Consider the following 19447-nt stretch of genomic DNA (forward strand, 5'->3'; position numbering starts at 1 on the left):
GCCGACGGGCCACCAGAGGATCCAGCAGCGGCCAGAGCAGATTACCCAGCAGGCCCGAACCCTTGCCTTGTTGCGAGAGAAAACGCCGCCAGCCGATGACCTGGGCCAGGGCCACCAGTTGTCTCATGGCCCAGGAGGCCCCCTGCAGCCGTTTTTCCACCTCCGCGTGGATGCGTTCGTAAATGCGCGGCACCGATATCAATACCGTGGGACGCAGGGTCACCAGGTCCTCTCCCAGGGTGGCGATGGAACGGGCGTAAGCCACCTGGGAGCCGGCCATCATGGGCAGATAGTAACCGGCGGTCCTCTCCAGGGCGTGGGAAAGGGGAAGAAAGGAGAGAAACAGATCCTCCCGATAGGCGGGTACGTAACGCAGGGCGTTGAAGGCGTCCGCCAGGAGATTGCGGTGGGAGAGCATCACCCCCTTCGGACGACCGGTGGTCCCGGAGGTATAGATCAGGGTGGCCAGTTGGTAGCCGTCGCGCACGGTCTGCTGAAAGCTGTGGGCTGCTTCGGGCAGCCACTGACGGGCCAGGATGACCTCCCCGCCGGACTCCGGTTCCGTGTTCAGCAGCGCCACGATGCGCAAGGCGCTCCCCAGCTCGCTACGATAGGGTTGCAAGGCGGTCAGGGAGGCGGTATCGTCGATCACCAGAAGCCTCGCCTCGCTGTTTTTCAGCATGTAGACCACGTTTTCCGCCCGGTCGTGGCTGTAGAGGGGCACCACCACCAAACCGAGGCCAAGGGCCGCCATGTCCACCGCGACCCACTCCCAACGGTTGCGCATCTGGATGGCCACCCGGTCTCCGGGTTGCAGTCCCTCCCGCGCCATGGCGGCCTGCCAGCGCCCCGCTTCCCGGGCCACCTCGGCCCAGGTCATGGTATACCAGACCGCCAGACTTTCGTCATATTGATGATAGGCGACGCTGTGCGGCGTCTCCCGGACCCGCTCCTTGAGCAGATCACCGAGGGCAAAGACCCGCCAGGGGGCCGTGATATCCAGGGTTCCCCTTTTCATGTCTCACCTCCCATTGCGGCAGACGTTCCAGTAATTGGGCATCCGCCCACCCTGGATCGGGTTGAAAACGCTGCCCGTATTTCTGATGGAGTTTTTCCAGTACGCGGCAGGCCGGTTCCGGGCCACGATTGGCCAGATAGCGCATGGGGCCGCCCCGGAACGGGGCGAAACCGGTGCCGAAGACCACGCCGGCATCCAGCAGATCGGCATCTTCCACCAGCCCCTCCCGCAGACAGGCCACCGCTTCGTTGCACAGGGCCAGGAAGAGGCGATCTTCCATCTCTTCGGGTGGGGTGCCCGGAAACGCCACGCGGCACTCCTTCTTCTGTTTGCCCTGATACCGGTAGAAGCCCTGGCCGCTCTTGCGCCCCAGATGGCCCGCCGCGACCATGTCTCTCAGGTACTGGGGCAGATGCCGTTCTCCCGAGTGTTTCTCGAAGTTGTTGGCCACCGAGAGGCAGATGTCCAGCCCGACGGTATCGGCCAACTCCAGTGGGCCCATGGGCATGCCGAATTGCAGGGCCATGGCATCCACCACCGGTGGAGGGGCCCCTTCCGCAACCAGCAGGAAGGCCTCCAGCAGGTAGGGCATCAATACCCGGTTGACCAGAAAACCGGGGCTGCTTTTCACCGGCAGGGGCAGACGGTTGATGCGCTGTCCGAAGCGGCAGCCCGCCGCCACCACCTCCGGGGAGGTATGACGCCCGTGGACCACCTCCAGCAGCTCCATGCAGGCCACCGGATTGAAGAAGTGCAGCCCCAGGAAGCGTTCCGGGCGCTCCAGCACACTGGCGATCTCCTCCAGGGGAATGCTGGAGGTGTTGGTGGCCAGCAGGGCCCCGGGTTTCATCCTCGGTTCCAGGTTTTTGCACAGGTTCTGTTTGGCTTGCAGATTTTCGAAAATGGCCTCGATGACCACATCCGCCTTGGCCACCCCGTCGCCGTGGGGATCGGGGATGAGGCGGTCCAGGGCGTCGCGGACCAGTCGGGGCTCCCGCAGTTTGGCGGTGAAGAGGCCGGCGGCGCGTGCCACGGCTCGGGCCACGGCGGGCAGATTCTGGTCCTGCAGCGTGACCCGCAGGCCTTGCAGGGCGCACCAGGCGGCGATGTCGCCCCCCATGACGCCGGCTCCGATGACGTGTACCGCCTTGGGGTCGAAGGGGCTCTCCCGCCCCAGTCCCTTCATGCGATCCCGCAGACCGAAGAGATGTACCAGGTTGCCGGAGGTTTCGCCGACCATCAGCCGGGCCACCGAGTCGGCCTCTTCCACCAGCATGCCTTGGGTGTCGCCGCCCCGGCGCCAGAGATCCAGCACGGCGAAGGGTGCGGGATAGTGGGCTTGGCGCACCCGTTTGGCCGTTTGGCCTCGCAGCCAGGGGGTGAGCAGGTGGCGCACGGGCCAACTGTTGGCCAGACGATGCAGCCTGGAGGGTGTTTTGGGAGCGGGCGGGTTTACCAACAACCGGTTCACGGCCTGTTCCGCGTAACGCGGAGCGGTCACGATATCCACCAGCCCGAGCTTGAGGGCGGCCTTGGCGTGAAGGGTGCGCCCGGTCAGGATCAGGTCCAGAGCGGGCAGGGGGCCGATGAGCCGGGGTAGGCGCACCGTGCCGCCGAAACCGGGATGGATGCCGAGTTTGACTTCGGGCAGACCCAGACGGGTGGCGGGATCGTCCACGGCGACGCGGTAACGGCAACACAAGGCCAGTTCCAGTCCGCCGCCGAGGCAGAAGCCCCGGATCAGCGCCACGCTGGGGAAGGGCAGGGTATCGAGTTTGTGGAAGATGGGCAGCGCCCGGCGAATGGCGAGGCGGGCCTGCTCCTCATTTTCCAGGGTGACGAACTCCTTCACGTCGGCTCCGGCGATGAAGCCCGATTTCTTGGCGGACTGGATCACCAGCGCCGCCGGCTGCCGGGCGATGATGGCCTCCAGAGCCTCGTCGAGTTCCGCCAGCACCTCTCCGGAGAGGACGTTGGCGGAACCGTTGGCGTAATCGGCGTTCAACCAGACCACCGTCTCCCCTTCGAAGCGGGCGTTCCAGTGGCGACCGGTAAAGAATTGGCTGTCCATATTCCCCTCCTTCAGACCGCTTGCAGCATCATGGCTCCGCCCTGGCCCCCGCCGATGCAGAGGGAGGCGACGCCGCGGCTGCCTTGGCCCGCCTGTTTCAACTGGTGGGCCAGGTGCAGGATGATGCGGGCTCCGCTGGCTCCCACGGGATGTCCGATGCTGATGGCTCCCCCGTCCACGTTGAGCCGTTGCGGATCGATGCGACCCAGGGGCGCGTCCCGTCCCAGTTCGGTTTGGCAGTAGCTCTCGTCGGCCAGGGCTTCGACACAGGCCAGCACCTGGGCGGCGAAGGCTTCGTTGATCTCCCAGAGGTCGATGTCGTCCAGGTTCAGTCCGGTTTTGCGCAGCAGCTTGTCGATGGCGTGAACCGGTCCCAGCCCCATCTGCTCCGGGGCCACCCCGGCCCAGACGGCGGGGTCGAGCTGGGCCAGGGGTTGCAGTCCGTGGCGTGCCACCGCCTCCTCGCTGGCCAGCAGCAGCCAGCAGGCCCCGTCGGTGATCTGGGCGCTGTTGCCGGCGGTGAGAAGGCCGTAAGTGCGATCGAAGACCGGCTTGAGCTGGGAGAGGGACTCCAGACTGGAGTTGCGTCGCAGTCCCTGGTCTTCCGGGAAGAGCTGTCCTTCCCGGTCCATCAGGGGCACCAGTTCTGCGGCCAGGGAGCCCTTGTCCACAGCCTGACCCAGGCGGGCATGGCTTTGCAGGGCGAAGCGATCCATGCTGTCCCGGGCGATGTTGAAACGGTGGGCCAAAATTTCGGCGGTCTGACCCATGGAAAGACCGACGGTCGGATCGGTCAGACCCCGCAGAAGCACCACCACCGGGTTGAGCCAGGCGGGACGCAGGGCTGCCAGGGCCTTGAGCTTCTCCACCCAGGTGCGACTGCCCCGCCAGCGTCCCAGCCAGTCCACCAGCTCCGGGCTCCATTGCAGGGGGGCGTGGCTCATGGCTTCGGTACCGCCGGCCAGGATCAGGTCCGCCATGCCCAGGGCGATGCTTCGCGCTGCCGTATCCACCGCCTGCATGCCGGAAGCGCAGTTGCGTTGCACCGTCATGGCGGTCACCTGTTTCGGACAGCCCATGCGCAGGGCCGCCACCCGGGCCACGTTGGCTTCGTCCGGGGACGGTACCACACAGCCCAGAATGACCTCGTCCAGATCCCCCGGCTCCAGGGGCTGACGCAGCAGCAGCAGCCGTCCGCTCAAGGCGGCCAGATCGGCGGCGCTGAAGGGGTTGCGGGCTCCGGCCACCTTCAGGAAGGGTGTGCGGCACCCGTCCACCAGGTAGACCGGGCGTCGATTGTCGTGGTTCGGGCTGCTGTTCATGCCGCTTCCTCCCTCATCAAATGAGCTGTTGCAAAGGCATCCACTTGGATTACCCGCCGGCGCAGGACTTCTGCCCGCTTGATGGCGGCTGCTTCGGTTTCGGCGATCAGGTTGGCCTGCAGGGCCTTCTCCAGGGAGAGGGGACCGGGCAGACCGAGGGTCTCCTGCAGATGCCGGAGTTTGCGTTCCACGGGCTCGGCGTTGAGGGTGGCTTGCAGGGCCTCTTCCAGATCCGCCAGGGCTTCTCCGGCAAAGGTCGGCAGGAAGATGCCTTCGGTCAGACGATTGCGCAGGGCCCCCGGCGTCATGACCAGCTCGGCAAGTTGCAGGGTCAGCTTGTCACTCGGAGGCTGACAAAAGGCTCCCCACGGCAGGGCCAGCCTTTTCAGCAGACGACCCATGTACGGCAGGGGGAAGTTGTCCAGAAAGCCGGTCAGGGACTCCTGGGCATGATGGGTCAGGTGGGTCAGAGACCACTCCGCCAGGGGGCGCTCCTCTTCGAGCTGTCCCCGATCATGGTATTGCTTCAGCACGGCGGAAGCGAAATAGAGGTCGGAGAGCATGTCCGCCAACCGCCCCGAGAGGGCCTCCCGGCGTTTCAGGCTGCCGCCCAGCACCAGCAGGGCCAGATCGGCCACCAGGGCGAAGAGGGTGGTGAGGCGGTTGAGCTTGCGGACCAGCTGGGCCTGCCAGCCGTCGAAGGGCACGGCTTGCAGTCTGCCTCCGGTCAGCCCGTGCCATGCGGTGCGCAGGCCGTTGCCCAGGGCGAAGCGGACATGGCTCCAGAAGGCCTTGTCGAAATCGATCAGCCCCTGACGGGGATCGGCATGATCCAGAGCGGCCAGCTCCTTGAGCAGGAAGGGGTGGGCCCGGATGGCCCCCTGCCCGAAGACGATGAGAGTGCGGGTGAGGATGTTGGCGCCCTCCACGGTGATGCCCACCGGGATGGATTGATAGACCGGGGCCAGCAGATTGCGCGGACCCCGGCAGATGCCCGCGCCGCCCAGGATATCCATGGCGTCGTTGATCACCCGGCGCATGCGCTCGGTCTGCTGGTATTTGGTCAGGGCGGAGATTACCGAGGGCTTTTCCCCGCCATCGACGGCGCTGGCGGTCAGACGACGGGCTGCCTCCATGAGATAGACCTGACCGGCCATGCGTCCCAGCACTTCGGCGACGCCTTCGAAACGGCCCACCGGCAGTTTGAACTGTCGCCGCACCCGGGCATAGGCCCCGGCAACCCGAACGGCCAGTTTGGCGCCGCCGGTGCTGAGGGCCGGCAGGGAGATGGAGCGTCCTTCCGCCAGGCAGTCCATCAGCATGCGCCAGCCGTTTCCGGCCTGCTGCGGTCCGCCGATGATCATCTCCAGGGGCAGAAAGACCTCGCGGCCCTCCGTGGGGCCGTTCTGGAAGGGCACGCCCATGGGATCGTGGCGGGCCCCGATGACCATGCCCGGCGTGCCCACCGGCACCAGGGCCAGGGTGATGCCACGATCGCTCTCTTCACCCAGCAGGTGGTCGGGGTCTTCCAGGCGGAAGGCCAGTCCCAGCACCGTGGCCACCGGTCCCAGGGTGATGTAGCGTTTGTTCCAGTTCAGGCGCATGCCCAGAACCTCGCGCCCTTGGTAGCGGCCCCGGCAGACCACGCCCCGGTCGGGAATGGAGCTGGCGTCGGAACCGGCTTCGGGGCCGGTGAGGGCGAAACAGGGGATCTCCAGCCCCGCAGCCAGGCGGGGCAGATAGTGGTTCTTCTGTTCGGTGGTGCCGTAGTGGCGAATGAGTTCCGCCGGTCCCAGGGAGTTGGGCACCATGATGGTGACGGCGGCGGTGACGCTGCGGCTGGAGACCTTCAGGACCACCGCCGAGTGGGCCATGGCCGAAAAGCCCAGCCCGCCGTACTCCCGGGGAATGACCATGCCGAAGAAGCGGTTCTCCTTGATGAAGCTCCAGACCTGGGGCGGCAGGTCATGGTCCACGGCGTTGATCTTCCAGTCGTCGAGCATGCGGCACAAGGTTTCAACCGGACCGTCCAGGAAAGCCTGCTCCTGCGGCGAAAGCGGCGGCATGGGACGCTGCATCAGGCTTTGCCAGTCGGGTATTCCGCCGAAGATCTCCCGGTCCCACCAGACCGTGCCGGCTTCCAGCGCCTCCTTTTCCGTGGCGGAGATCGGTGGCAGGGCCCGGCGGAAGAGATCCTTCAGGGGGCGGGAGAGAAAGCGGCGACGCAAATCGGGCGTCAGCAGGGTCGAGGCGGCCACAACCCCGCCGAGGGAAGCCGCCAGAGTCAACAGGCTGGTCAGAGTTACTGGCATCACACACCCCCTTTTCCCGGATGGAAATGACCTCTCCAGCGTCGGCCCGTCACGCTGGACCAGAGTTTGGCGAAGCCGGAATCACTGCTGCAGGGATCTCTCTGCCAGCGCCAGGCCCAGTTTGCGCTGTAACCCTGCAGAGGGGACTTCCAGGAGTGAACCCGCTCTCTCCAGGTGAGCGCCGCTTGCGGCTTCTCCTCCTGGCCGGTCTCGTTCTCCGCGTAACAATCCCCTTCCATGTTGCAGACCACCCCCTCCGTGGCCCAGGGGAAGTTGCGGTAGTTGCTCAGGTCGTCGCCCCCCAGCAGGGGGTATTTGACGATCTGAAAGTAGGGCGATACGTCGAAATCCCGCGGGGTGAAGAGTCGGAAGTTGCGCGGGTAGAGTCGCAGCATGCCGGTTTGATCGCGCTGAATGACCGGCAGAATGGGAAAACGCACCGCCATGAAGGCCTGGGCCAGCATGGAGGAGCAGACGGCACGGGTTTGCGGACCCGGATTGTGCTGGAACAGACTCGATCCCCAGCGCCGGGGCAGGATCGAATAGGGCAGAAGGAAGCGGGCCAGATCCACGATCTGGCGAATGTTGTAAGAGAGCCCCAGCATGCCGGCGGCGTAGTGGATCACCGCCTGGGTGTCCACCGGGCTGATGCCCGTGGGGCGGGCGATGCGCAGGTGGTTGAGGCGGTACTTGGCCAGGGAGGAAACCACCGTGCCCCGGTCCATGAGGGCCTCGATGATCAGGGGTTCGTCGGGGCTCTCCTCCCAGAAGCCGGCGATGCGGTTGCGCAACCCTTCGTCCGCGATCCGGTTCAGCCGTCCGATATAGAGAGCGGCGTGGGACCAGGGACTTTGGGTGATGATCTTGATCACCTCGCTGACATGGCTCTTGCCTTCCACCAGGATGACATCACCCGGTCGGATGGCGGCGCATAAGCGATCGTAATTGCAGAGAGGCATCCCTTGAGGTGGTTTTTCTTCGCTCAGCCACCGTAATATCCGGTCATACCCCCATTTTCCCAGCCCCCGTGACATGGCCCCCTCCCTCGAAAGGTCCATAGGGCAATCCCTCGCGTTACCAGACTCCGTTTTTTTGCGGTTGCAACATACATCCCATTGATATTCCGGATTATTCTGTTTACCCAGTTCGACAAATTTTGCACAAGATCGTTTCATGTGGGTATGAATTATTCTTTCTGCGTCGCATAAATTATCTACTTGAAAAAACAGGTGAATTTTGCATTGCACCAGGTCTCGTCGCGGTGAAGATCCCGCCGGCCCCCGGACAGGGTGGGTGGATGCGGCAGGAGAAGTGTCGTAATATGGGCAATGCGGGATCTTTGGGGACGAACGGTCGGATGGAGTGCGATGCAGCCTTTTGCCATACTGATGTTGGGGGATGTGGTCGGAAAGAGCGGACGCCAGGCGCTGGCCCGGCATCTGCCCCGGTTGAAGGCCTCGCTGGGGGTGGACATGGTCATTGTCAACGGTGAAAATGCCGCCAATGGCATGGGGCTCACCCCCAAGATTGCCGACGAACTCTTTGCCGCCGGGGTGGATGTGTTGACCTCGGGCAATCATATCTGGCGATTTCGGGAGATCGTCGACTATCTGAAGCGGCAGCCCCGCCTGTTGCGACCGGCCAACTATCCACCGACCACGCCGGGGGTTGGCAGTTGGGTCTGGATCTCCCGCGAGGGGGTGCGGGTGGGGGTGATCAATCTGCTGGGCCGCACCTTCATGGATGCCGCGGACTGCCCCTTCGCCTGTGTGGATCGTCTGCTGAGCGCCTGGGAACAGGAGCGGGCCTGCGATCTGGTGGTGGTGGACTTCCATGCCGAGGCCACCTCCGAAAAGAATGCCATGGGCTATTACCTGGATGGTCGGGTCACCGCCGTGGTGGGAACCCATACCCACATTCCCACCGCCGATGCCCGCCGCCTGCCACGGGGCAGCGGATTCATCACCGATGTGGGCATGAGCGGTTGCTACCAGTCGGTCATTGGTGTCACCGTGGAGAGTGTGCTGCCGGGATTTCTGACCCGCATGCCGGTGCGTTTCGAAACCGCCGAGGGGGAGGCCACCCTGTGCGGCGTCAAGATTGTGGCCATGGTGGGTTCCGTGGGTTGTCTCTCCATGGAACCGGTGCGATTTGGTCCGGATTTATCAGCTACCCATCCTTGAGGACGTTTGACGATGCAAAAACGGGAAAAGCTCTACGAAGGCAAGGCCAAGGTTCTGTTCGCCACGGACGATCCCCATCGGGTCATCCAATACTTCAAGGATGACGCCACGGCGTTCAACGGGGAGAAGCGGGGCAGCATCGCCGACAAGGGGGTGGCCAACAACCTCATCGCCTCCCGCCTGATGACGGTGATCGAGGCGGTGGGCATTCCGACCCACTTCGTGCAGCGGCTCGATGCCCGGGATCAACTGGTGCGCCGGGTGCGGATTCTGCCGGTGGAGGTGGTGGTGCGCAACCGGGTGGCTGGTTCCCTGGCCAAGCGGTTGGGACGGGAGGAGGGGGAGAGTCTGGCCCGGCCTCTGGTGGAGTTCTACTACAAGTCCGACGAGCTGGGCGATCCGTTGATCCTTCGGGAACACGCCGAGGCCTTCGGCTGGGCCACCCCGGCCCAACTCGACCGGCTGCTGGAAATGACCCGGCGCATCAACGATATTTTGCGCGGTTTTTTTGCGAACATCGGTATCCAACTCGTTGATTACAAACTGGAATTCGGTGTGCCGAGCGACGGTTCCCACGAGCTGGTCCTGGCCGACGAGATCTCCCCGGACACCTGTCGCCTGTGGGATATGGAAACGGGCATGAAACTGGACAAGGACCGCTTCCGCCGCGATTTGGGCGGTGTGGCTGAGGCTTACCAGGAAGTGTTGCGTCGTATGGGCCTGCAACCGGCGGAGTAGCGGGTGAGCACGGACAATCGCCTCTTTGTGCTTCGGGAAGGTCCCCGGTCCCTCTCCGCCTTTCGCCTGGGGCGGCTGCGTCAGGCCGTGGGGGAGCTTCTGCCCCCGGAAGGCGGCCTGACCGGCCGCTTCATCCACCTGCTGCGCCTGGAGAGGGGGCTCTCCCCGGAGGAGGAGGCGACGCTGAGCCGCCTGTTGCATTACGGTCCCCGCGAGGAGGCCTGCGAAGAGCCGGTCTCCTTCTCCCTTTGGGTCATGCCCCGTCCGGGAACCCGCTCCCCCTGGTCCACCAAGGCCACCGACATTCTGCAACGCTGCCACCTGCCGGTGGTGCGCATCGAACGGGGCAGTCGTTACGACTTCTCCGGGGTGGCCGACAGCGCCGAATTCCGTCGCGAGGTGGCCGGTTTGCTGCACGACCGCATGACCCAGGTCGTGTTGCACGCCCCGGACTCGTTGAGCGAGCTGCTGGACGAGCGTCCTCCGGGGGTGTTGCGGCGCATTCCGCTGATGATCCACGGGGTCAAGGCCCTCAAGGAGGCGGATCGGGCCATGGGGCTGGCCCTGGCCGCCGACGAGATCGACTATCTGGTGGAGCATTACCGCCGTCTGGGGCGGGATCCCACGGATGTGGAACTCATGATGTTCGCCCAGGCCAATTCGGAACATTGCCGCCACAAGGTTTTCAACGCCGCCTGGATCCTGGAGGGGGAGGAGCGGACGGAGACCCTCTTCGGCATGATCCGGCACACCGAGGCGGTTTCGGGTCAGGGCACCATTCTGGCCTATCGGGACAACGCGGCCATCGTGGAAGGGGGGGAGGGCCACTGGTTCCATCCCGACGCGCGGGAGGGGCGCTATGCCGAGGTGGCCGACACCCAGCACCTGATCATCAAGGTGGAGACCCACAACCATCCCACGGCTATCTCTCCCTATCCGGGGGCGGCCACGGGATCGGGAGGGGAGATCCGCGACGAGGGGGCTACCGGACGCGGCTCCACGCCCAAAGCGGGTTTGTGCGGGTTTTCGGTGTCCAACCTTTGTCTGCCCCAGGCCCACCGGCCCTGGGAGGGGGATTACGGCAAGCCGGACCGCATCGCCTCCGCTCTGGAGATCATGATCGAAGGCCCCATCGGCGCGGCGGCCTTCAACAACGAATTCGGGCGGCCCAACCTGCTGGGCTACTTCCGCACCCTGGAGGCCTGGGTGGGCGGCGAAATGCGCGGCTATCACAAGCCCATCATGATCGCCGGAGGCATCGGGGCCATCTCCTCCCACGGGTTGGAAAAACTCCCCCTGCCCGAGGGGGCGCTGATCATTCAACTGGGCGGCGCGGGTCTGTTGATCGGGCTGGGCGGGGGGGCCGCCTCCTCCAAAACCAGCGGATCCTCTTCCGAAGCCCTCGACTTCTCCTCGGTGCAGCGCGACAACGCCGAAATGCAGCGCCGCTGTCAGGAGGTGATCAACCGCTGCTGGCAGGCGGGGGAGACCAACCCCATCCTGTCGATCCACGACGTTGGCGCGGGCGGACTGGCCAACGCGGTGCCCGAACTGGTGCATGGCGGGGGCGTCGGGGCCCGGCTGGAGCTGCGGGATATCCCGGTGGACGACACCGGCATGTCGCCCATGGAGATCTGGTGCAACGAGTCCCAGGAACGCTATGTGCTGGCCATCACCCCGGAGCGACTTGGCGACTTCGAAAGGCTGTGCCGCCGGGAGCGCTGTCCCTTTCACGTCATCGGGACCGCCACCCGTGAAAAACGCCTGGTGCTGACGGATCGTCTGACCAAAACCCGCCCCATCGACATGGACCTGGAGATTCTGCTGGGCAAACCGCCGCGCATGACGCGCCGGGCCACCCACCGCAAGGTGCCCCTGCCGCCGGTGATCCTGGACGGCATCGAACTGGGCGAGGCCGTGCGCCGGGTGTTGCAACTGCCGTCGGTGGCGGCCAAACACTTCCTGATCACCATCGGGGACCGCAGTGTCACCGGTCTGGTCTCGCGGGATCAGATGGTGGGGCCCTGGCAGGTTCCGGTGGCGGATGCGGCGGTGACGGCCCGCGCCTATCGGGGATACGAGGGCGAGGCCATGGCCATGGGCGAACGCACCCCGGTGGCCCTGGTGGATGCAGCCGCTTCGGGGCGGCTGGCAGTGGGCGAGGCCTTGACCAATCTGGTGGCCGCGGACGTGACCGATCTGTCGCGGGTCAAACTCTCCGCCAACTGGATGGCCCCGGTGGGCCATCCGGGGGAGGACGCCAACCTGTTCGACACCGTTCGGGCGGTGGGAATGGAGTTGTGCCCCGCTTTGGGCATCGGCATTCCCGTGGGCAAGGACTCCCTCTCCATGAAAACCGTCTGGCAGGAGCAGGGGCGGGAGAGGTCGGTCACCGCGCCCCTCTCCCTCATCGTCTCGGCCTTCGCCCCGGTGCGGGATATCCGCCGCACTCTGACGCCCCAACTGCGCGTCGAGCCGGACTCCCTGCTGGTGCTGGTCGATCTGGGCATGGGACGCAACCGTCTCGGCGGTTCGGCCCTCTCCCAGGTACACGGTCTGGTGGGCGGCACCCCGCCGGATCTGGACGATCCCGGTCGTCTGAAGGCCTTCTTCGCCGGAGTGCGGCAACTGGCGCGGGAGGGATTGATCCGCAGTTATCACGACCGCTCCGACGGTGGCCTGCTGGCCACCCTCTGCGAAATGGCCTTCGCCGGTCACGCGGGTTTCCGCGTGGAGCTGGAACCCCTGGGAGCCAATCCCCTGGAGGTGCTTTTCGCCGAGGAACTGGGGGCGGTGCTGCAGATTCCCGCTTCCGCCTGGACCCGTGTGGCCAGGGTTCTTTCCGCAGCGGGGTCACTGCATCGCCTTGGCGCCCCGGAGGCCGGAGACCGGTTGCACTTCACCTGGAGGGGCGCGACGCTGCTGGACGAAGACCGGGTGGATCTGCAACGCCTCTGGATGGAGACGACCTGGCATCTGCAAAGCCTGCGGGATAACCCCGAGTGCGCCAGGGAAGAGTACGACGCCCTGCTGGACCGCGCCGACCCCGGTCTGTCGGCCCGGTTGAGCTTCGACCCCGCCGAGGATATCACCGCGCCGTTCATCGGCAGCGGGGTTCGTCCCAAAGTGGCCATTCTGCGCGAGCAGGGGGTCAACGGTCATGTGGAGATGGCGGCCGCTTTCGACCGGGCCGGGTTCGACGCGGTGGACTGCACCATGAGCGATGTACGGGACGGGGCCCGCGACCTGAGCCATTTTCAGGGCCTGGTCGCCTGCGGAGGCTTCTCCTTCGGCGATGTGCTGGGCGCGGGCGAGGGCTGGGCCAAATCGATCCTTTTCGACCCCCGGTTGCGGGAGCGTTTCCTGGACTTCTTCGCCCGTGGCGACACTTTTGCCCTGGGGGTGTGCAACGGCTGCCAGATGATGTCCAATCTGAAAGAGGTCATTCCCGGCGCCGCCGAGTGGCCCCGTTTCGTGCGCAACGTCTCCGAGCAGTTCGAAGCGCGGCTGGTCATGGTCGAGGTGCAGCCTACGCCGTCGATCTTTTTCCGGGACATGGCCGGCTCCCGTCTGCCCATCGTCTGCTCCCACGGCGAAGGACGGGCCGAATTCGCTTCCGACGGGGCGGACGAATCGTTGCGCCGGGCCGGGTTGGTGCCGTTGCGCTACGTGGACAACCACGGGCGGGAGGCGCGCCGTTATCCGGCCAATCCGAACGGCTCTCCGGGCGGACTGGCCGCCGTGACCAGCCCCGACGGGCGCGTCACCATCATGATGCCCCATCCGGAACGGGTGTTCCGCACCTGCCAGCTCTCCTGGCATCCGGAGGAGTGGGGCGAGGAGAGCCCCTGGTTGAGACTGTTCCGCAATGCCCGATCCTGGCTGAAATGAGAGGGAGCAAGACATGACGGACGATTTCGGGGAGGAGTTGGAGGAGACGGCCCTGCCGGAAGAAGAGCCGAAAGGGGCGGGTTCGAAGGCAATGGTGATCCGGCTCGTCATCCTGGTCGTGCTGGTGATCGTCCTGGGAGTCGGGGGCTATTTTCTCTACAAAAAGATGAAAGCTCCGGATCCGGCCAAGCTGGAACGGGCGGCGGCTCTGGAAAAGGCGGCCAAAAAGGATCCCTGGATCGATCTGATGGGGGATCTCCAGAAGCAGGGCAAGATTCTGGCTCCGGTCCCTGTCGAGGACAAGCCGTCGGGAGGCGGTCCCGAAGTCGGGGCCAATCGGCCCAAGGAGAATCCACTGATCTGGGTGGATGAGCTGAAGCTGGACAAATCCCCCCAGGATGAACGGGTTCTGTCGATCCACCTGATCAACCTCTCGCCCGAAACCCTGCAGGATGCTCTGGTGGAGTTCACCTTCCGCAACGCCCGCAAGGAGGTGGTGGCGAAGCGCGTGGTCAATCCGCTGGTGGTAACGGGGAGTTTCAACGGGGATCTGGTGCGTCCCCTGAACAGCGGCAAGGCGCGGCGTTTCCTGCTCAGCCTGCACGGCATTCCGGAAAACCTCACCGCGCTTCCGGAATGGAAGGTGGTGCGGCACGCCGCGACGCTTTCCACCGAGGCGCGTCCCGCCGGATCGGCGGAGGAGGGGGAGGAGGATCTCTCCTTCGGCAAGACGTCAGTGGCGGCGGCTCCGGCCCCGGCCAGACCGGCTGCGGGAAAAAGGGAGTCCAAACCCCCTTCGGCGGCGCATTGAGAGGGGGAGGACCATGAGACCGCCGACGCTGGTTCTGGCTTCGACCTCGATCTATCGCCGGCAGATGCTGGAACGGTTGCAGGTGGATTTTCTCACCGATGCGCCACCGGTTGCGGAGCATGCGGTTCCGGGGGAGACCCCCCTGGCGCTGGTGACGCGCCTGGCCCGGGAGAAGGCGGGCTCCCTGGCGGAAAAATACCCGAACGCCCTGATCATCGGCGGGGATCAGGTGGCCGCCCTGGGGGAGCGCATCCTGGGTAAGCCGGAATCCCCGGAGCAGGCCCGGGAGCAGCTTCGACAGGCTTCCGGACATGCCCTGGTCTTTCTCTCCGGGTTGTGTCTGTACAACAGCGCCAAAAGCGCCTGGCAAGTGGAGGTCGTGCCCTTTACGGTCCATTTCCGCTCCCTGGACGAGGCGACCATCGACCGTTATCTGCAGCGTGACCAGCCGTTCGATTGCGCCGGGAGTTTCCGCTCCGAGGGTTTGGGGGTGGCGCTGTGCGAGCGCATGGAAGGGGAGGATCCGACCTCGCTTCTGGGTTTGCCGCTCATCGCCTTGTGTCGCATGATGCGACACGAAGGCTATCCGATTCCATAAACTCAAGCTGAGGGAAACATGGCGCAGTCGACGACGCTGGGAGGGCCGGAGGGGGAACGTTTCGTTTCGGGGGAGTGGCTGCAGGCCAATCTGCAACGGGAGGATCTGCGCCTTGTTCAGGCGGGAGGGGAGTCCTACTATCCCCAACTGCACATTCCGGGGGCGGCGCTGATGATGCCGAGGGAGATCCTGACGGAGCGGGACGGCGTGCCGGGCATGCGGGAGAGGCCGGAGGTGCTGCGGGCTCTCTTCGGACGCCTGGGTATCCGCGAGGAGAGCCGGGTGGTGGTTTACGACGCGGCGGGCGGTCTGGATGCCAGCCGACTGGTATGGACCCTGGCTTCCATGGGTCATGAGCGGGCGGCGGTGCTGGATGGCGGCATGAACATCTGGTATACGGAGAAGCGTCCGGTAACGGGCGGCCCCGAGACCATTCCCCCGGTCGGGTTCACGCCTCGGGAGAACCCGGAACTTCTGGCTTCCATGGAGGAGGTTCTCCGGTTGGCGGAGCAGGGGGGGGAGACCCTTCTTCTCGATACCCGCAGTTCCGGGGAGTATACGGGAAACCTGATGCGGGGCCCCAGGGGCCATATTCCGGGAGCGCTTCATCTGGATTGGACGGAGTCCATGGTGGATGCCAAAAACCCGCGCCTGAAAAGCCGCGAGGCGTTGCTGGCGCGCCTGGCTCAGGTCGGGCTGAGGGAGGCTTCCCAGGAGGTGATTCTCTATTGTCAAACGGCGCACCGGGCCTCCCAAACCTGGGTATTGCTGCGCCATCTGGGATTTTCCCGTGTGAAGCTCTATGACGGCTCGATGGCCGAGTGGGTTCTGCGCCAATTACCGCTGATTGCCGGAGAGAGTCCTCGCTGAGAGGGTTTCGTCGTCCGGAGAGGGGAGTGACCGGTGTTCGATGCACTGAGTGAACGTCTGGAGACGGTATTCAAAAAGCTGCGGGGCATGGGCAGCCTGACGGAAGAGAACATTCGCGAGGCCATGCGCGAGGTGCGCATAGCCCTTCTGGAAGCGGACGTTCATCTGGAGGTGGTCAAGTCCTTCATCGCGGCGGTGCGCGAAAAGGCCGTTGGAGTGGAGGTGCTCAACTCCCTGACGCCGGGCCAGCAGGTGATCAAGATCGTTTACGACGAACTGGTCACCATCATGGGGGAGGCCAACGAACGGCTGAAACTGGCGGTTCAGCCCCCGGCGGTGATCATGATGGTGGGTCTTCAGGGTTCGGGCAAGACCACCACCTCGGGTAAGCTGGCCAAGCGCATGCTGCAACGGGAGAAGAAGCGCACCCTGCTGGCCTCGCTGGATGTCTACCGTCCGGCGGCCATGGAGCAGTTGCGCACGGTGGGTCGTCAGGCGGGCGTCGACGTTCTGCCCACCACCCCCCAGGAGAAACCGCGGGATATCGCGCTGCGAGCCCTGGACGCGGCGCGGAAAGGGGGGTTCGACTGCCTGATTCTCGATACCGCCGGGCGGTTGCATGTTGACGAGGCGCTGATGACCGAGCTGGTGACGGTCAAGGAGGCGGTCCATCCGGCGGAGATTCTGCTGGTGGCGGACTCTATGACCGGCCAGGATGCGGTGACGGTGTCGCAGCGTTTCAACAGCACCCTCGATCTCACCGGGGTGATTCTGACCAAGAGCGACGGCGACGCCCGGGGCGGCGCGGCGCTTTCCATCCGGCACGTCACGGGCAAGCCGATCAAGTTCCTGGGTACGGGCGAGGCCCTGGAGGCCCTGGAGCCCTTCCATCCGGATCGCATGGCCTCCCGCATTCTGGGCATGGGGGATGTGTTGACCCTGGTGGAAACCGCCATGGAGAAGGTGGATCTCCAGGAGGCGGCCAGGCTGCAGGAGAAGCTGGAGAAGACCGACTTCACCCTGGCCGACTTTCTCGACCAGATGCGCCAGATTCGCAAGATGGGTCCCATCGGGGATCTGGTCAAAATGATTCCCGGAGCCCGCAAGCTGCTCCAGGAGCGGCAGACCGACGTGGACGAGAAGCAGATGAAGCGGGTGGAGGCCATCATTCTCTCCATGACGCCCGAGGAGCGGCGTCGCCACCAGATTCTCAACGCCTCCCGCAAGAAGCGCATCGCCAAGGGTTCGGGAACCTCGGTGCAGGAGATCAACCAGCTGCTGCTGCAGTTCGCCCAGACCCAGAAGATGATGAAACGCATGACCCGCCTGGGGCCGGCGGGGATGAAGCGGGGAGGCCTGGGGGCCTTGTTCGGCAGGGGGATGCGGTAGGGAGGGGCTTCGGGCCGGGTCATGGGGGTTTTTGGCAGGAACTCTTGACTGGCGGCGGAACATCAGTAAAATAAACTGCTTTTTTCCGGTAAGGAGAGTCGAGGACGGGCCGATGGTTCGGAACGTTCGGCTGAAGCCGGGGACTCCACACTGAGGAAGACAGAGGAAGAGGGGCATCATGGCAGTCAGGATTCGGTTGCAACGGCGTGGATCGAAGAAGCGTCCGGTTTATGCGGTGGTGGTGGCGGATCAACGTATGCCGCGTGACGGGCGCTTTCTGGAAAAGGTCGGGGTTTACGATCCCCGCAAGGAGGCCGACAAGCTGGCCCTCGAACTGGAGCGCGTGACCCATTGGGTCAAACAGGGAGCCCAGCCCTCCGAAGGACTGGCCGCTCTCCTGAAGAGAGAGTCCATCTCCCTGGCCGGTTAGCATGCCTCGGATTGCCGGCTCCTGGATCGCGGTGGGTCGCATCCGGGGGTCGTTCGGGGTGCGCGGCGACCTGAAGGTGGAGCCCTGGACCGGAACACGGGAAGCCCTGTTCCGGTTTCGGCAGTTATGGATGGGCCAGGATCCGCTGACCGGACCTTTGCAACCGCTTGCGGTCGAGTCGTGGCATCCCCACGGGGCCACCGACTGCACCCTGAAAACCGGCACGTTCGCGAATCGGGAAGAGGCGGCGAAGTGGCGCGGCTCTCTGTTGTGGCTGCCTCGGGAGGAGTTGCCCGAGGTTGAAGAGGACGCCGTCTACTGGGTCGACCTGCTCGGTGCCCGGGTGGTCGACGGCGACGGGGTGGCCCTGGGCCTGGTGGAAGAGATCCTGGAAACGGGGGCCAACGACGTGCTGGTGATCCGCGATCCCCAGGGGGAAGAGCGGCTCCTGCCCTTCACCGCCGAAGTGGTGCGCCACTGGGATGAAACCGCCCGCGTTCTGACCGTCAGCCTCTTTCCGGGTTTGTGATTCCGGGTGGTGGGGAAGGGATCCGGCGGTGTCGCTCCGTCCAGTCCGAGGGAGGCGTCGGGGCAATGCGCTTTTCGGTGCTAACCCTGTTTCCGGAGATGTTCTGCGGTTTTCTGGAAGCTTCCATGGTCAAACGCGGCCTGGAGCGGGGTCTCTTCGCGGTGGATCTGGTGCAGATCCGGGACTTTGCCCCGGAACCGCACCGGCAGGTTGACGATGCCCCCTTCGGTGGCGGGCCGGGCATGGTCATGAAGGTGGATTGCCTGGCCAGGGCCTTGGATGCGGTGGTCACGCCGCAGACAGAAGTGGTCTACCTGACGCCCCAGGGGCTGCCCTTCACCCAGGAGTCGGCTGCCGAACTGTCCAACCTGGAGCATGTGGTGTTGCTTTGCGGCCACTACGAGGGGATCGACGAACGTATCGTGGCCAGTCGGGTCGACCGGGAATACTCCTCGGGAGACGTGGTGCTGACCGGCGGGGAACTGCCCGCCATGATGATCGTCGATGCGGTGAGTCGTCTGTTGCCGGGCGTTCTGGGGGATCCGGAGAGCGCCGCTTGCGACTCGTTTCAGCACGGGTTGCTGGATCACCCCCACTACACCCGTCCGGCAAGCTGGTCGGATGGGCGCGGCGGCAAGGTGGAAGAGGTGCCGGAGGTGTTGCGCTCCGGGGATCACGGGCGGATCGCCGCCTGGCGTCGTCGTCAGGCTCTGCTGCGCACCCTGATTCGCCGCCCCGATCTGCTGGGGCAGGCACGCTTGACCCGTCACGAACAGCGCCTGCTGGAGGCGTTGCGTCGGGAGTTGGATGCGGAAGAACCCCTCGACCGGTGACCGGAGGGGGGTGAAGCGGATTGTTGTTTAGACTTTTCAAGGGACCATCGGTGGTTCCGGCAATGCCAAGCCATGAAGGAATGGGTGCATGAACGCGCTGCAACGCTTTGAGGAAGCCCAGATCAACAGTCGGGTGATGCCTGCTTTCGGAGCCGGCGATACCTTGCGGGTCCACGTTCGCGTGGTGGAAGGAACCCGCGAACGCATTCAGGTCTACGAAGGGGTCTGCATCGGGCGGCACAATGCCGGATTCGGCTCCTCGTTCACGGTACGCAAGATCTCCTTCGGCGAGGGTGTGGAGCGGATTTTCCCCCTCTTCTCCCCGCTGATCGACAAGATCGAGGTGATGCGTCGAGGTCTGGTGCGTCGCGCCAAGCTCTATTATCTGCGCGGCCGTACCGGCAAGGCGACCCGCATCAAGGAGAAGCGGGTCTGAGTGTGCCCCACTTCCA

At 64.9% G+C, this 19447-nt stretch carries 16 protein-coding genes; 11 read left to right on the forward strand and 5 right to left on the reverse strand.

Annotated features, from left to right (window positions below):
* From HQL56_02590 to HQL56_02610, 5 genes are all read right to left on the reverse strand, one after another.
* On the reverse strand, positions 1–1018 hold a 1018-nt coding region (locus tag HQL56_02590), incomplete at its 3' end, for an AMP-binding protein (GenBank protein MBF0308405.1).
* The gene (locus tag HQL56_02595) at positions 963–3089 is read right to left on the reverse strand and encodes an enoyl-CoA hydratase/isomerase family protein (protein MBF0308406.1); all 2127 of its coding nucleotides are present in this window, start codon (positions 3087–3089) and stop codon (positions 963–965) included. The genes HQL56_02590 and HQL56_02595, both read right to left, overlap by 56 nt.
* An 11-nt stretch (positions 3090–3100) precedes the next feature.
* Positions 3101–4411 carry an acetyl-CoA C-acetyltransferase gene (locus tag HQL56_02600; GenBank protein ID MBF0308407.1) on the reverse strand — a complete coding sequence of 437 codons (1311 nt, stop codon included), beginning with the start codon at positions 4409–4411 and terminating at the stop codon, positions 3101–3103.
* On the reverse strand, positions 4408–6723 hold the full coding sequence (locus tag HQL56_02605) for an acyl-CoA dehydrogenase (protein ID MBF0308408.1): 2316 nt from the start codon (positions 6721–6723) through the stop codon (positions 4408–4410). Before HQL56_02605 ends, HQL56_02600 begins: the two co-directional genes overlap by 4 nt.
* Entirely contained in the window at positions 6723–7757 is a 1035-nt protein-coding gene (locus tag HQL56_02610; protein ID MBF0308409.1) for a hypothetical protein, read from the reverse strand. The genes HQL56_02605 and HQL56_02610 overlap by 1 nt, the downstream gene beginning before the upstream one ends.
* A 333-nt stretch (positions 7758–8090) precedes the next feature.
* Here HQL56_02610 and HQL56_02615 point away from each other — a divergent pair, with 333 nt between their 5' ends.
* From HQL56_02615 to rplS, 11 genes are all read left to right on the forward strand, one after another.
* Positions 8091–8906, forward strand: a complete 816-nt coding sequence (locus HQL56_02615) for a TIGR00282 family metallophosphoesterase (GenBank protein ID MBF0308410.1) — start codon at positions 8091–8093, stop codon at positions 8904–8906.
* Between the two features lie 12 nt (positions 8907–8918).
* A complete protein-coding gene (locus HQL56_02620; GenBank protein ID MBF0308411.1) occupies positions 8919–9644 on the forward strand; it encodes a phosphoribosylaminoimidazolesuccinocarboxamide synthase in 726 nt (241 codons plus the stop codon).
* Between the two features lie 3 nt (positions 9645–9647).
* Positions 9648–13535 carry a phosphoribosylformylglycinamidine synthase gene (gene purL, locus HQL56_02625; GenBank protein MBF0308412.1) on the forward strand — a complete coding sequence of 1296 codons (3888 nt, stop codon included), beginning with the start codon at positions 9648–9650 and terminating at the stop codon, positions 13533–13535.
* 13 nt (positions 13536–13548) lie between these two features.
* Positions 13549–14346, forward strand: coding sequence for a hypothetical protein (locus HQL56_02630; GenBank protein ID MBF0308413.1), 798 nt, complete (start codon positions 13549–13551; stop codon positions 14344–14346).
* A 13-nt stretch (positions 14347–14359) separates the two neighbouring features.
* Positions 14360–14944: a septum formation inhibitor Maf gene (maf, locus tag HQL56_02635; protein ID MBF0308414.1), complete on the forward strand. Its 585-nt coding sequence runs from the start codon at positions 14360–14362 to the stop codon at positions 14942–14944.
* Positions 14945–14962: 18 nt separating this feature from the next.
* The gene (locus HQL56_02640; protein MBF0308415.1) at positions 14963–15814 is read left to right on the forward strand and encodes a sulfurtransferase; all 852 of its coding nucleotides are present in this window, start codon (positions 14963–14965) and stop codon (positions 15812–15814) included.
* Between the two features lie 33 nt (positions 15815–15847).
* Positions 15848–17203, forward strand: a complete 1356-nt coding sequence (ffh, locus tag HQL56_02645) for a signal recognition particle protein (GenBank protein MBF0308416.1) — start codon at positions 15848–15850, stop codon at positions 17201–17203.
* Between the two features lie 178 nt (positions 17204–17381).
* Complete coding sequence (rpsP, locus tag HQL56_02650; protein ID MBF0308417.1) at positions 17382–17633, forward strand: 30S ribosomal protein S16; 252 nt, start codon at positions 17382–17384, stop codon at positions 17631–17633.
* 1 nt (position 17634) lies between these two features.
* Entirely contained in the window at positions 17635–18162 is a 528-nt protein-coding gene (rimM, locus tag HQL56_02655; GenBank protein MBF0308418.1) for a 16S rRNA processing protein RimM, read from the forward strand.
* 65 nt (positions 18163–18227) lie between these two features.
* The gene (gene trmD, locus HQL56_02660) at positions 18228–18995 is read left to right on the forward strand and encodes a tRNA (guanosine(37)-N1)-methyltransferase TrmD (GenBank protein MBF0308419.1); all 768 of its coding nucleotides are present in this window, start codon (positions 18228–18230) and stop codon (positions 18993–18995) included.
* An 88-nt stretch (positions 18996–19083) separates the two neighbouring features.
* The gene (gene rplS / locus HQL56_02665) at positions 19084–19431 is read left to right on the forward strand and encodes a 50S ribosomal protein L19 (GenBank protein ID MBF0308420.1); all 348 of its coding nucleotides are present in this window, start codon (positions 19084–19086) and stop codon (positions 19429–19431) included.
* The last annotated feature ends 16 nt before the right edge of the window (positions 19432–19447 follow it).

Source organism: Magnetococcales bacterium (assembly GCA_015231925.1).
Taxonomy (GTDB): Bacteria; Pseudomonadota; Magnetococcia; order Magnetococcales; family JADGAQ01; genus JADGAQ01.